We start from the raw sequence: 14,424 nt of genomic DNA, 5'->3' as shown, positions 1-14,424 counted from the left end.
CAACGTCAGAACGACGTTGGAAGCGATGCGGGAAGTTGCGGTACAGCCGGAAAGCGCGCGGCGCAGCCAAGGCAGGCTGCGCCGCGTCAGAGACAAACAACGAGGAATAGTGCCGCGGCTCAGTCGCCCTGCAGCTTCCACTTGCCGTTGACGACTTCAACGATCACGCGCGCGCGGTCGTCCAGGCCGTTATGATCGGTCGGCGAGGTATTCATGATGCCGTGCGAGACCGGCAGATCCTTGATGCTTTCAAGCGCGTCGCGCAGCGCCAAGCGGAACGCCTCGGTGCCGGGTTGCGCCGTCTTGAGCGCGGCCGGAATCGCACGCTGCAGCATCTGCCCAGCGTCCCAGGCGTGGCCGCCGAAGGTCGCGACCGTACCCGCGCCATAAGCCTTCTCGTAGGCCGCCTTATAGGCCAGCGCCGACTTCTTCACCGGGTTCGAATCGGGCAGTTGATCGGCGACGAGAATCGGGCCGGCAGGCAGCAGTTCGCCCTCGCAGTCCTTGCCGCACACACGCAGGAAATCGTTGTTCGCCACGCCGTGCGTCTGGTAGATCTTGCCCTTGTAGCCACGATCCTTGAGCGTGGTCGCAGGCAGCGCGGATGGCGTGCCCGAACCAGCGATCAGCACCGCATCCGGGTTCGCCGCCATCAGCTTGAGCGCCTGCCCCGTCACCGACGAATCCGTGCGGTTATAGCGCTCGCTCGCGACGATCTTGACGTTATGCTTCGCCGCCGCCGCGGTGAACTCGCGCAGCCAGCTATCGCCATAGGCATCCGTGAAACCGATGAAGCCCACGGTCTTCACGCCGTGCTTCTCCATATAGCTGGCGATCGCATCGGCCATCAGGCTGTCGTTCTGCGGCGGCTTGAACGCCCATTTGCGCTTGTCGTCCACCGGTTGCACGATCGCCGCCGACGCGGCCAGCGAGATCATCGGCGTCTTGCCCTGCGCGACGACGTCGAGCATCGCCAGCGAGTTCGGCGTCACCGACGAGCCGATGATCGCATCGACGTGATCCTCGTCGATCAGCTTGTGGGTGTTCTGCACGGCCTTGCTGGTGTCCGACGCATCGTCGAGCACGATGTATTGCACGCTCTTGCCGCCGATCTCCTTGGGCAGCAACGCGATCGTGTTCTTCTCCGGAATGCCGAGCGACGCCGCCGGCCCCGTCGCCGAAAGCGTCACGCCGATCTTCACCTGCGCCGCGGCCACGCCCGCCATGCTCATCAATGCCGTTGCGAGTGCGGCATTGACGGCGTTCACTGACCACTTCTTCATCGCCAACTTTGTTTTCATTGCGCGTCTCCAAACGCTTCGTCTGCGTGTCGATTTGTTGTGTCGGCATGTGCTGCGGCAGGCAACAAGCTGCTCGCCGCCGCGCCGGCCTTTGAGTGTAGTAAGGGGGATCGCGCGTGTGACGCATGGTTTTCCCTGCCTGCGGCACTGCACAAGCCGCCGCGCGATCCGCCTGCCCTGGTGCTGCCTTACCGCCCTGCCCTGCCTCCCAGATCGCTCGCCACATCGTTGCGACAGCAACAAAAAAGGCACGTCCGAGGGAGCGTGCCTTTGTATGTCGAGTGAGATGCGTGTGCGTTCCTCGTGAAACTCAATCGCCGGCCAGCTTCCACTTGCCGCCGACGATCTGCACCATCACGCGCGCCCGCTGATCGAGGCCCGCATGATCGGTCGCGCTCATGTTGAAGATGCCATGCGCGCCAGCCACATCGTGCGTAGCTTCGAGCGCCTTGCGCAGCGCCTCGCGAAACGCCGGGGTGCCCGGCTGTCCCGCCTTGAGAGCGACGGGAATCGCATGCTGGAGCAACAGCCCCGCGTCCCACGCATGACCGCCGAAAGTCGAGATGGACCCCGCGCCATACGCCTTCTCATACGCGGCTTTGTAGGCGAGCGCCGATTGCTTCACGGGATTCGCGTCCGGCAGTTGATCGGCGACAAGCAGCGGCCCGGCGGGCAGATACGTGCCGTCGCAATCCTTGCCGCACACGCGCAGGAAATCGTTGTTGGCGACGCCGTGCGTCTGATAATACTTGCCGGCGTAGCCGCGCTCCTTGAGCGTCTTTTGCGGCAGCGCGGCGGGCGTGCCGGCGCCCGCGATCAGCACGGCGTCCGGATGCTGCGAGATCATCTTGAGCACCTGGCCGGTGACCGAGGCATCGTTGCGCGCGAAACGTTCGTTGGCCACCACCTTGATGCCCTGCTTCGCCGCCGCTGCGCTGAACTCCTTGTACCAGCTCTCGCCGTAGGCGTCCGCGAAGCCAATGAAGGCCACCGTTTTCACGCCATGCGCGGCCATGTGCTGCGAGATCGCGCCCGCCATCAACTGATCGTTCTGTGGCGTCTTGAAAACCCACGCGCGCCTGGCGTCCATCGGCTCGACGATCGAGGCGGCGGCCGCCATCGAAATCATCGGCGTGGAGGTTTCTGCGGCGACGTCGATCATCGCCAGCGAATTCGGCACGACCGTCGAGCCGAGCAGCGCATCGACGTGATCCTCGCTCGTGAGCTTGCGCGCGTTTTTCACGGCCTGGGTGGAATCCGTGGCATCGTCCAGAACGACGTAATCGACCTTCTGACCCGCAATTTCCTTCGGCAGCAGCGCAACCGTATTCTTTTCCGGAATGCCCAGCGACGCCGCCGGTCCCGTGGCAGACAGCGTCACGCCGATCTTCACGTCCGCGAACGCCACGCCTGCCGTAGCGGCAAGCATCCCCGTCGCGGCACAGGCCGCACCCATCCAACGCCAAACCAACTGCATCTCCACTCCTTCGATCGTCGTTTTCTTATTGCGCCGCAGAATGTGCGTTTTCCACGTCTGCGGGTTCGAATCAGGCAGGGTTCGCGCGCCGATGCGCCAGAAGCGCAGGTCGATAATGCTGACCGCATGGTCGGCGAATGGCGAGTGTAACGGAGCGATGTTTCGCGCGGCAAGCGCTTTCCGGCACCTTACAGCGTGGATGCAACGGCGGGTAAATACGGCTTGGCGTGAGGCTGACGCAGTGGGTTGTGCCACGCATTGCGACGCAATATAAACCGGTCGAACGACGGGAAAATGACGCGAGAATGCCGATTGGCGGCGAACGCCAGCTGGAACAACGAGGGGGAAAAACGAAGGGAAGGCGGGGATGGAGAACGAGGCGCGCTTCAGCGATATAAGCCAAAGCAGAATATTAAAAGCGCAGTTGGATTCTCATCCAACTGCGCTTCCTTGTCCGGGCACTTTGTGCCTCAGTTGTCTCCTCGTTCTCCACCTGCAAATTCGGTGCATCAGAACTAGGTGAAACTTTAACTTTCGCACCCCTGGCGGGCAACTAGCATTTACCCTAGTGGTGCAGTGCGGCACCGAAATGGGGCGCGCCGACACGGAATTGTCGCAATCCGCACACGTATCCGGGGTCGTGCGCTTTGCACGTTGCATCGCACACGAAGGCAGCCATTTTCACGTGAATTTCCACGTGAAGCAAGCCAGAATCAAAACTCGCAGCACGCGCCGATCAGGCTCAAATCACGCCCGCAGCGGCCGCACCCGCGCGACGATCTCCCCGACGATTCCGCGCCGGAACGCCAGCACGCAGGCAATGAAAATCAGCCCCGTGACGATGGTTGCGGACTCGCCCAGCGAGCGGAACCACTCCACCCCCGTGACCGATGCCAGCGCGCTGCCAATATCGCCCAGCCGGTCTTCCAGCGCGACGATCAGCGCCGCGCCGAGCAGCGGCCCGAACAGCGTGCCCATGCCGCCCACCAGCGTCATCAGGATCACGAGGCCGGACATGGTCCAGTAGGCATCGCCAAGCGTCTCGAAGCCCAGCACCAGCACCTTGAGCGACCCAGCCAGCCCCGCAAGCCCAGCCGACAGCACGAAGGCAAGCAGCTTGAAGCGGTCCGTGTCGTAGCCCAGCGAAATCGCGCGCGGCTCATTCTCCTTGATCGCCACCAGCACCTGGCCGAACGGTGAATGCACGATGCGCACGATTAGCGCGAACGCCAGCACCATCACCACCAGAACGACGTAGTAGAGCGACAGATCGGAGTCGAGCGACAAAAGTCCAAACAGCTTGCCGCGCGGCACGCCCTGCAAACCGTCCTCGCCGTGCGTAAACGGCGCCTGCAGGAACACGAAGTAGACCATCTGCGCGAGCGCGAGCGTGACCATCGCGAAGTAAATGCCCTGACGCCGGATCGCGAAGATGCCGACGATCACGCCAAGCAACGTCGCCACCACGGTGCCGGCCAGCACGCCCAGCTCGGGCGTAAAGCCGAGCGACTGGATCGCGTAGCCGGTGGTGTAGCCCGCGCTCGCGAGGAACATCGCGTGCCCGAACGACAGCAAACCCGTGTAACCGATCAGCAGATTGAACGCGGCCGCAAACAGCGCAAAGCACAGCACCTTCATCACGAAGAGCGGATAGCCGCCCGCGAACGGCGCCACGATCAGCGCGACCAGCAGCAGCGCGTACAGCACTTTTCTTTGCATCACCGTTCCTTGCCGAAGAGGCCAGCGGGGCGAATCAGCAGCACGATCGCCATGATGACGAACACCACGGTCGCAGACGCCTCCGGCCAGAACACGCGCGTGAAGCCCTCGATCACGCCGAGCAGCAGGCCCGTAAGAATCGAGCCCATGATCGAACCCATGCCGCCGATCACGACCACGGCGAACACCGTGATGATCATCGGCTGCCCCATCAGCGGCGAAACCTGGATGACGGGCGCGGCCAGCACGCCCGCAAACGCAGCGAGCGCCACGCCGAAGCCATAGGTCAGCGTGACCATCAGCGGCACGTTGATGCCGAATGCCTCGACGAGCTTGGGGTTTTCGGTGCCGGCGCGCAGATACGCGCCCAGCCGCGTCTTCTCGATCACGAACCACGTCGCGAAGCACACGGCCAACGACGCCACCACCACCCACGCGCGGTAGTTGGGCAGATACATGAAGCCCAGGTTAGTTGCGCCCGCAAGCGCATCGGGCACGTCATAGGGCTGCCCGGAGGCGCCATAGATCGAGCGGAATACCCCTTCCACCACCAGCGTCAGACCGAAAGTCAGCAGGAGTCCATACAAATGGTCGAGCCGATACAGCCAGCGCAGCATCGAACGCTCGATCAATATGCCAAAGAGTCCCACCACCACCGGCGCGATGACGATCATCGCCCAGTACGGCAGGTTGAAATACGCGAGCCCCATCCACGTGAGCATCGCGCCCAGCATGAACAACGCGCCATGCGCGAAATTGATCACGTTGAGCATGCCGAAGATCACCGCGAGCCCCAGGCTCAGGATCGCGTAGAACGAACCGTTCACGAGCCCGAGCAATAGCTGGCTGAGCAAGGCCGGCAGCGGAATGCCAAAAATCATCATGAAAGCCGCCTATAACGGCACGATTAGCGGAAACAACGCTCAAGCGCTTATGGACGCGACGCGGCGCGCTCACGGCGCCGCGCGCGTTCTCATCAGACCAGCGTTGCGATTACTTCCACAGCGCGCATTTCGAATCCGCCTTCGCCGTGTAGGCCTGCTCCCCGGGGATCGTCTGCAGCACCTTGTAGTAGTCCCACTGACGCTTCGATTCCGACGGCTTCTTCACCTCGACCAGATACATGTCGTGGATCAGCACGCCGTCCTGGCGGATGTAGCCGCCCTTCGTGTAGAAGTCGTCGATCTTCGTCTTCTTGAGCTGCGCCATCACCTTGTCGGCGTCGGTCGTGCCGGCCGTCTGGACCGCCTTCAGGTAGTTGGTCACCGCCGAATAATCCGCCGCCTGGAGTTCGGACGGCATCTTCTTCGTCTGGTCGTAATAGCGCTGCGCCCACTTGCGCGTCGCGTCGTTCTGATCCCAGTACCAGCCGGTCGTGAGCACGAGGCCCTGCGTCGTTTCAAGCCCAAGGCTGTTCACGTCCGGCAGGAACATCAGCAGCGCCGCGGTCTTCATGGTCTTGTTGATGCCGAATTCCTTGGCTGCCTTGATTGCGTTGACGGTGTCGCCGCCCGCGTTCGCGAGGCCCAGGATCTGCGCCTTCGAGGCCTGCGCCTGCAGCAGGAACGACGAGAAGTCCGACGCCGAAAGCGGATGCCGCACTTCGCCCAGCACCTGGCCGCCATTGGCCTTCACCACGTCCGCCGTGTTCTTTTCGAGCGACTTGCCGAACGCGTAGTCGGCGGTCAGGAAGAACCACGTCTTGCCGCCCTGCTTGAGCACGGCCAGACCCGTGCCCTTGGCAAGCGCCACCGTGTCGTAGCCGTAGTGCACCGTATAGGGCGTGCACTGTTCGTTGGTGAGCGCATCGGTGCCCGCGCCCGTGTTGAAGTAGACGCGCTTCTTCTCCTGCGCGACCTGATTCATCGCCAGCGCCGTCGCCGAATTCGTGCCGCCGAGCAGCATGTCCAGACCGTCGCGGTCCATCCATTCACGCGCCTTCGAGGCAGCGATATCGGCCTTGTTCTGGTGATCGGCGTACATGATCTCGATCGGCTTGCCGAGCACCTTGCCGCCGAAGTCCGCGATCGCCATCTTGATCGCCGTGAGGCCGCCCTGGCCGTCATCGTCCGCGTAAAGCCCAGACATATCCGTGATGAAGCCGATCTTCACCGCGTCGTTCGCGGCCTGCGCATTCCCCGCGCAAAGCGCCGTAGCCGCCGCCGTGGCGGCAACATAGGCCGCGAGCCGCGCGAACGTGGTTTTCTTCATTGCTGTCTCCTTCACTGGTTACGTTGTTATGCAGCGTTGTTATTCAGGCGAGGCAAAACAATCCGGCGCAGGGAATACAACGCCCGCGCGCCATACGGAAACAGAAACTAGACCCCAAGCAGATCGTGCAGCACCGGCATCTTCCCTTCGAGTTCGGCGATGCCGAAACGCTCGACGATGCGGCCGTGCTCCATCACATAAAAACGGTCGGCCAGCGGCGCGGCGAAGCGGAAGTTCTGCTCGACCATCACGATGGTGTAGCCGCGCGACTTCAGCGTGACGATCATGCGCGCAAGCGTCTGCACGATGACGGGCGCGAGGCCCTCGGAAATCTCGTCGAGCAGCAGCAGATTCGCGCCCGTGCGCAGGATGCGCGCAACAGCCAGCATTTGCTGCTCGCCGCCCGAAAGGCGTGTGCCCTGGCTGTGACGCCGCTCCGCGAGATTGGGGAACATCGAATAGATCTCGTCGAGCGACATGCCTTGCGCGCCCTTCGCGCCGCTTTTTGCACCGATGGCAGGAGGCAAAAGCAGATTTTCTTCGCACGACAGGCTCGAAAAAATGCCGCGTTCTTCGGGGCAATAGCCCACGCCGCAATGCGCGATGCGATACGTCGGCATCTGGATCGTTTCGCGCGCACCGATGCGGATCGATCCAGTGCGGCGGCCCGTGAGGCCCATGATCGCGCGCAGCGTGGTGGTGCGGCCCGCGCCGTTACGGCCGAGCAGCGTCACCACCTCGCCGCGTTTCACGGACAGATCGACGCCATGCAGAATGTGCGATTCGCCGTACCACGCCTGCAGGCCCGCGATCTCCAGCGCGCTTTCACCCTCGCCCGCCGCGGCATCCTGTTCGCCATGCTGCTCCGTCACCGTGCTCATGCGTGCGCCCCTGCGAGCGCCGCATCCGCGCTGCCCATGTAGGCTTCGGCGACAAGCGGATTCTTCGAGACTTCGGCGTAGCTGCCTTCGGCCAGCACCTCGCCGCGTTGCAGAACCGTGATGGTGTCGGAGATGCCCGCGATCACGTTCATGTTGTGCTCGACCATCAGGATCGTGCGTCCCGTCGACACCTTCTTGATGAGCGCCGTGACGCGATCCACATCCTCGTGGCCCATGCCCTGGGTCGGCTCGTCGAGCAGCATCAGCTCCGGCTCCATCGCAAGCGTGGTGGCGATTTCGAGCGCGCGCTTGCGTCCGTAGGCCAGCTCGACGGTGGGCACATCGGCGAAATCGGTCAGGCCCACCTGTGTGAGCAGATCCATCGCGCGGTCGTTGAGTTCGGCCAGCGTGCGCTCGCTCTTCCAGAAGTGATACGCGGTACCCAGTTGCCGTTGCAGGCCGATACGCACGTTCTGCAAGGCCGTGAGATGCGGAAACACCGCGGAAATCTGGAACGAGCGGATGATGCCGCGCCGCGCGATCTGCGCGGGCCGCTCATTCGTGATGTCGATGCCGTTGAAGACGATGCGCCCCGCGCTCGGCACGAGGAATTTAGTCAGGAGATTGAAGCAAGTGGTCTTGCCCGCGCCGTTCGGTCCAATGAGCGCGTGGATCGAACCGCGGCACACGCGCAGGTTCACGCCGTTCACGGCCGTGAAGCCTTTGAACTGCTTCGTGAGGCCGCGCGTCTCCAGAATCGTGTCGCCGAAAATCATGTTCCCTTCCACGCGAAGTAAAGGCTGATGCTTCGACTGGCTTCGATGGGTTCGTGCAGGCCTGCGCACGACGATGCATGACACGCCATGTTCCGGCGCATGCCTCCCCCGCTTTTGTCATTCCGCGCCATTGTCTCGCCATTGATGCAGCGCAATCATTGGGATTTGCACTTACGGGTGAGCGGCAGGAAGCAGGGAATTCGACAAGGAGATTTAAGCGACGATAATCGCGCGATAACAGCACAATGAACGCATGTTAAAGACATTGCATCTGCACCACCGGCGTGCAAACGCGCACGCGCCGCTGATGCGGCGCATGTCCTGGATAGTGGTCCGAAACACTCGCTTTGCTGCGCGCCGCTCACCGTTGCCGATGTCGCCGCGCGCAGTTAAGCACGCGCTTCACCCTATATGAGCGGGAGCGACTGCGTCGGCGTGCGCGGGCGTAGCCGCCTTTGCACGCCGATCCTCGCGCATCATCTGCGCGGCGCGTTCGGCGATCATCAGCGTCGGCGAATTGGTGTTGCCCGAGGTGATCAACGGCATCACCGACGCATCCACCACGCGCAAGCCCTCCACGCCGCGCACGCGCAAACGCGCATCGACAACGGCGTCTGCATCGTCGGCGCGGCCCATGCGGCAGGTGCCCACCGGATGGAAAATCGTCGTGCCGATATTGCCCGCCGCCTCGCGCAATTCGCTTTCGCTCTGGAACGCCAGGCCCGGCAGGATCTCGTGCGGCTGATAGCGCGCCAGCGCCGCCGAAGCGGCAATGCGGCGCGTCAGGCGCAGCGCGTTGGCGGCCACGCGCAGATCGTGTTCGGTCGAGAGATAGTTGGGCGCGATCACAGGCGCGTCCTCCGCGCGCGCGGAAACCGCGTGGATGCTGCCGCGCGAGGTGGGCCGCAGATTGCACACCGACGCCGTGAACGCATTGAAGCGATGCAGCGGCTCACCAAAGCGATCGAGCGACAGCGGCTGAACGTGATACTGCAGATCGGGACGCGTGAGGCCCGGGTCGTTCGTATCCGACTTCGCGAACGCACCCAGTTGCGAGGGCGCCATCGACATCGGCCCGCTCTGCATCAGCGCGTATTCCATGCCGATCATCAGCTTGCCCCACCAGTGCGCCGACGCTGTGTTGAGCGTGCGCACGCCGTTCACGCGAAACGCCATGCGCAGTTGCAGATGGTCCTGCAGGTTCTCGCCCACGCCGCGCAGATCCTGCACGACATCGACGCCAATCTGCGCGAGCCGCGCCGCATCGCCGATGCCGGAGCGCTCCAGCAATTGCGGCGAATTCACCGCGCCCGCGCTCAAAATCACCTCGCAGCGAGCGCGCGCGCGATAAGGCACGTCGCCGCGATAATCAACGCCCACGCAGCGCTTGCCCTCGAAAACCACACGCTCGGTGAGCGCGCCCGTGACGACGGTGAGATTGGGCCGCTTCATCGCCGCGCGCAAAAACGCCTTCGACGCATTCCAGCGCACACCGCGCTTCTGGTTCACGTCGAAGTAGCCCACGCCTTCGTTATTGCCGCGATTGAAGTCGCTGGTCGCGGGAATGCCCTGCTCCTGCGCCGCCCGCGCAAAGGTTTCGAGAATCGTCCATTTGAGGCGCTGTTTTTCGACGCGCCATTCGCCGCCCGCGCCGTGAAACTCGTTCGCGCCGCCGTGATGGTCCTCGCTGCGCTTGAACACCGGCAGCACCGATTCCCACGCCCAGCCCGAATCGCCCGTCACGCGCGCCCACTTGTCGTAATCCTCGCGCTGGCCGCGCATATAGATCATGCCGTTGATCGACGACGATCCGCCCAGCACGCGCCCGCGCGGATACGCGAGCGAGCGTCCGTTGAGGCCTTTTTCGGCGGCGGTTTTATAGAGCCAATCCGTGCGCGGATTGCCGATGCAGTGGAGATAGCCAACCGGAATATGAATCCAGTGATAGTCGTCCTTGCCACCCGCCTCGATGAGCAGGACGGTCACATCCGGGTCCTGCGTGAGGCGATTGGCGAGCACGCAGCCCGCCGTGCCCGCGCCAACGATCACATAATCGAATTCACCTTCGGCGCGGCGCCCGCTTGCGGAATCATGAGTTGCTGACATGGTGGCGCGCCTCGCTTACTTCGCCACCGGCATGGTGAATTCGGCGCCCTTGGCGATGCTGTCCGGCCAGCGCTGCATGATGCTCTTGTAGCGCGTGTAGAAGCGCACGCCCTCTTCGCCATACGCGTGATGATCGCCAAACAGCGAGCGCTTCCAGCCGCCGAACGAATGCCACGCCATCGGCACGGGAATCGGCACGTTGATGCCGACCATGCCTACCTTGATCTGCCGCGAGAACGCGCGCGCCACACCGCCATCGGAGGTGAAACACGACACGCCGTTGGCAAACTCATGCGCGTTGATCAACTCGACCGCGCTCGCGAAATCCGGCACGCGCACCACCGAAAGGACCGGCCCGAAGATCTCCTCGCGATAGATCGACATATCGGTTTTCACCTCGTCGAACAGCGTGCCGCCGAGGAAGAACCCGTTCTCGCGCCCCGCGACCGTATGGCCGCGCCCATCCACCACGAGTTTCGCGCCCGCACCGACGCCCGCATCGATATAGCCCTGCACCTTGGCGCGATGCGCCGCCGTCACGAGCGGCCCCATCTCCGAAGCCTCGTTCATGCCGTCGCCGATATTGAGCGCCTTCACGCGCGGCGTGAGGCGCTCGATCAGCTCATCCGCGATATGACCCACGGCCACCGCCACCGAGATCGCCATGCAGCGTTCGCCCGCCGATCCGTACGCCGCGCCGATCAACGCATCGACGGCCTGATCGAGATCCGCGTCGGGCATCACGACCAGATGATTCTTCGCGCCGCCCAGCGCCTGCACGCGCTTGCCGTGTTTTGTGCCTTCCGTGTAGATGTATTCGGCAATCGGCGTGGAGCCGACAAACGAGAGCGCGGCGATATCCGGATGCGCGATCAGCGCGTCCACCGCCACTTTGTCGCCGTGCACGACGTTGAACACGCCATCGGGCAGACCGGCTTCCTTGAGCAGTTCCGCAAGCCGCAGTGACGCCGACGGATCGCGCTCCGAAGGCTTCAGCACGAAGGTATTGCCGCACGCCAGCGCCACCGGAAACATCCAGCACGGCACCATCATCGGGAAATTGAACGGCGTCACGCCCGCCACCACGCCCAGCGGCTGGCGCAGATTCCAGTTGTCGATGCCGCCGCCGATCTGATCGGTGAAATCGGTCTTGAGCAGATTGGGAATGCCGCACGCGAATTCGACGATTTCGATGCCGCGCATCACCTCGCCTTTGGCGTCGGAGAACACCTTGCCGTGTTCGCGCGTGACGAGCGCGGCCAGTTCGTCGTGATGGCGGTCGAGCAGTTCCTTGAACTTGAAGAGGATGCGGGCTCGCTTGATGGGCGGCGTCTCGCTCCAGGCGGGAAAGGCGGCAAGCGCTGCGGCGACGGCCGCATCGACTTCGGCCACGCTCGCGAGCGGCACGCGCGCGCTCACGGCGCCGGTGGCGGGATTGAAGACGTCGGCATAACGGCCGCTGGTGGCGGCGAGCGCCTGGCCGTTGACGAAATGCGTGAGGTCGCGCGCAGGCGCCTCGCTACGATGTGTCTCGCTCATGTTTCCCTCTTCGATGGAGGTTTATCGTCGGAGCCCGCACGCGGTGTGCGGATCGGCCCTTAGCGTAATCTCACGGCGCCGCGCCAATCCAATGATTAATCCTCAAATGCGATATAAGGCGCGTTAATATCAGCGCATGGACCTGACCTTGTTGCGGGCGTTCGTGACGGTCGCGCGCGAGGGCAATCTCACGCGCGCGGCCACCCATCTGCATCTCACGCAGCCCGCCGTGAGCCTGCAGATCAAGCATCTGCAGGAGACGCTGGGCGTCACGCTTTTCACGCGCGCCTCGCACGGCCTCACGCTCACGCGCGACGGCCAGGCGCTGCTGCCGCATGCCGAGCGTGCGATCGCGGCCGCCGCCGACGTGCAGCGCGCCGCTGCTGCTCTGCGGCACGAGGTACGCGGCAAGCTGCGCATTGGCACCATTCTCGATCCGGCGTTTCTGCGTCTGGGCGGTTTTCTGCGCCAGCTTGTTGAAACCTGGCCGCAGATCGAAACGGCGCTGCGTCACGGCATGTCGGGCTGGGTGCTCGACCAGATACGCGCGGGCGAGCTGGACGTGGGCTACTACATCGGCCAGCCAGGCCCCGATCCCGATACCTTTCACACGATCACGCTCACGCGCTTCCAGTACCGCGTGCTCGCGCCTGCGGGCTGGAAAGATCGCGTGAAAGGCGCGCGCGACTGGCGCGCGCTCGCGGCGTTGCCGTGGATCTGGACGCCGCCGGCGTCGGCGCATAACCGGCTGCTGTCGGGGCTGTTCGAGGCGGCGGGGGTCAAGCCGAACAAGGTCGCGGAAGTGGATCAGGAGCCCTCGATGCTCGACCTCGTGAAATCGGGCGTGGGGCTCACGCTCGCGCGCGACGCAACGGCGATTGCGGAGGCGCACGCGCACGCGCTCACCATCGTCGAAGGCGTGACGGTGCCGACCGAACTCACCTTCATCGTGCTCGCGGCACGGCGCGACGAGCCGACAATCGCGGCGGCGCTCAAGTCGATCGAGACGCAGTGGGCGATATGAGCCGCGCTCATGAACCTGCGGTGCGGCGCGCTGACGTCTGACCCTATCTGTCAGACATTGAAAACATAAAGAACCGTCATCGATGTAACAGCGCGGTCACGCAAGTTTTGCTAGATTCGGAATTCGCGCCGCGTTTTTCGATGCTCCCTGCGGGAGTTCGCTGCGGCGCGTTTCGAGCCTCGCCGGTTGTTCCCTCGTACCAACAGGAGCTTGCATGGCCCGCAACATCGAAATCAAAGCCCGCGCCCGTCACTTCGACGCCCTGCGCGAGCGCGCCGCCCAGCTCGCATCCGATGCGCCGCTGATCTTTCGCCAGCAGGACTTCTTCTACGACGTGCCGCGCGGCCGCCTGAAACTGCGTCAATTCGACGACGGCACGCCGCCCGAACTGATTTTCTACCAGCGCGACGACCGCGACGGCCCCAAGGCCTCGTACTACACGCGCAGCCCCGTGACCAACGCCGAAGCGATGCACTCGCTGCTGGCCACCGCCCTCACCACGCGCGGCATCGTCACGAAGGAACGTCACGTGTACCTGGCGGGCCGCACGCGCATCCATCTGGACCGCGTAGACGGCCTGGGCGACTTCGTCGAACTGGAAGTGGTGCTCGCCCCGGACGACGACGAGCAAGGCGGCGAAGCGGAAGCGGCCGCCGTGTTCAAGAAGCTGGGCGTGGACGAGAGCGATCTCGTGGCCGTGGCGTACGTCGATCTGCTCAATGCGCCGGCTCAGGCCGCGTAAATCGCTTAGGCCTTACTCAAGCGCGGCACGCCTCAAAGCGGCGCCGCGCCCGGCTCCAGATGCCCCAGCGGCAGCGGGCCGTTGCGTTTGAAGGTCGTGAGCACGATATTCGAGCGCACGCTGTCCACGCCGGGCACGCGCATCAGCTTCTTCATCACGAACGACGACAGTGCGTTCAGATCCGGCGCCACGATGCGCAGCAGATAATCGGCGTCCCCCACCACCGCATGGCATTCGAGCACTTCCGGCAGCACGTCGATCTGCTGCTGGAACTGCTCGATGATCGAATCGCCGTGATGCTTCAACTTCAGGCTCGTGAACGCCGTCACGCCCAGACCCAGCTTCTCGGGCCGCAACACCACGCGATAACCGTCGATCACGCCCGAGGCTTCCAGCCGCTGCAAACGCCTGCCGATCTGCGAGGGCGAGAGCGGCACCTGTTCGCCAAGCTGCTGATGGGTGGCGCGGCCAAAGCGCTGCAGTACGTCGAGCAGCGCCAGATCGAAGTGATCGAGTTCGAGCATGAAAATATCCTGCATTGAATAGCTGATTAATGCACGATTATCGCATGCAATGCCGATACATCATCTGAAACGCGCACCTCCCGCACGCACTCCGCTCTAAACTTGCTTTTCAGCAAATGCTTTA

Annotated in this window: 12 protein-coding genes; 2 read left to right on the top strand and 10 right to left on the bottom strand. The window is 63.6% G+C overall.

Annotated elements, in window-relative coordinates; translation table 11 throughout:
* Window positions 1–119 precede the first annotated feature (119 nt).
* The 9 genes from VG320_RS06680 to VG320_RS06640 all read right to left on the bottom strand — a co-directional run bounded on the left by VG320_RS06680 (window position 120) and on the right by VG320_RS06640 (window position 12,010).
* Window positions 120–1,283: an ABC transporter substrate-binding protein gene (locus VG320_RS06680; RefSeq protein ID WP_327199367.1), complete on the bottom strand. Its 1,164-nt coding sequence runs from the start codon at window positions 1,281–1,283 to the stop codon at window positions 120–122.
* Between the two features lie 328 nt (window positions 1,284–1,611).
* Window positions 1,612–2,757, bottom strand: a complete 1,146-nt coding sequence (locus VG320_RS06675; RefSeq protein ID WP_414695985.1) for an ABC transporter substrate-binding protein — start codon at window positions 2,755–2,757, stop codon at window positions 1,612–1,614.
* Between the two features lie 768 nt (window positions 2,758–3,525).
* Window positions 3,526–4,497: a branched-chain amino acid ABC transporter permease gene (locus VG320_RS06670; protein ID WP_327199342.1), complete on the bottom strand. Its 972-nt coding sequence runs from the start codon at window positions 4,495–4,497 to the stop codon at window positions 3,526–3,528.
* Entirely contained in the window at window positions 4,497–5,381 is an 885-nt protein-coding gene (locus VG320_RS06665) for a branched-chain amino acid ABC transporter permease (protein WP_327199341.1), read from the bottom strand. Before VG320_RS06665 ends, VG320_RS06670 begins: the two co-directional genes overlap by 1 nt.
* Before the next feature lie 109 nt (window positions 5,382–5,490).
* Window positions 5,491–6,708, bottom strand: coding sequence for an ABC transporter substrate-binding protein (locus VG320_RS06660; RefSeq protein WP_327199340.1), 1,218 nt, complete (start codon window positions 6,706–6,708; stop codon window positions 5,491–5,493).
* A 107-nt stretch (window positions 6,709–6,815) separates the two neighbouring features.
* Window positions 6,816–7,589: an ABC transporter ATP-binding protein gene (locus tag VG320_RS06655; protein WP_327199339.1), complete on the bottom strand. Its 774-nt coding sequence runs from the start codon at window positions 7,587–7,589 to the stop codon at window positions 6,816–6,818.
* Window positions 7,586–8,365 (bottom strand): ABC transporter ATP-binding protein, encoded by a 780-nt coding sequence (locus VG320_RS06650; protein ID WP_327199338.1) that lies wholly within the window; start codon window positions 8,363–8,365, stop codon window positions 7,586–7,588. Before VG320_RS06650 ends, VG320_RS06655 begins: the two co-directional genes overlap by 4 nt.
* Before the next feature lie 402 nt (window positions 8,366–8,767).
* Window positions 8,768–10,471, bottom strand: a complete 1,704-nt coding sequence (locus VG320_RS06645) for a GMC family oxidoreductase (RefSeq protein WP_327199337.1) — start codon at window positions 10,469–10,471, stop codon at window positions 8,768–8,770.
* A 15-nt stretch (window positions 10,472–10,486) separates the two neighbouring features.
* A complete protein-coding gene (locus tag VG320_RS06640; protein WP_327199336.1) occupies window positions 10,487–12,010 on the bottom strand; it encodes a CoA-acylating methylmalonate-semialdehyde dehydrogenase in 1,524 nt (507 codons plus the stop codon).
* 136 nt (window positions 12,011–12,146) lie between these two features.
* Between VG320_RS06640 and VG320_RS06635 the strand changes: the two genes are divergently transcribed.
* Complete coding sequence (locus tag VG320_RS06635; protein ID WP_327199335.1) at window positions 12,147–13,034, top strand: LysR family transcriptional regulator; 888 nt, start codon at window positions 12,147–12,149, stop codon at window positions 13,032–13,034.
* A 214-nt stretch (window positions 13,035–13,248) separates the two neighbouring features.
* Window positions 13,249–13,776, top strand: a complete 528-nt coding sequence (locus VG320_RS06630) for a class IV adenylate cyclase (RefSeq protein ID WP_327199334.1) — start codon at window positions 13,249–13,251, stop codon at window positions 13,774–13,776.
* Window positions 13,777–13,808: 32 nt separating this feature from the next.
* Here VG320_RS06630 and VG320_RS06625 read toward each other — a convergent pair whose 3' ends face one another.
* Complete coding sequence (locus VG320_RS06625; protein WP_027815978.1) at window positions 13,809–14,300, bottom strand: Lrp/AsnC family transcriptional regulator; 492 nt, start codon at window positions 14,298–14,300, stop codon at window positions 13,809–13,811.
* Window positions 14,301–14,424 lie beyond the last annotated feature (124 nt).

It is taken from the genome of Paraburkholderia sp. (genome assembly GCF_035948235.1).
Classification (GTDB): Bacteria; Pseudomonadota; Gammaproteobacteria; order Burkholderiales; family Burkholderiaceae; genus Paraburkholderia.
The sequence above is the reverse complement of the archived record's forward strand: the minus strand, read 5'-3'. Positions and strand labels throughout refer to the sequence as shown.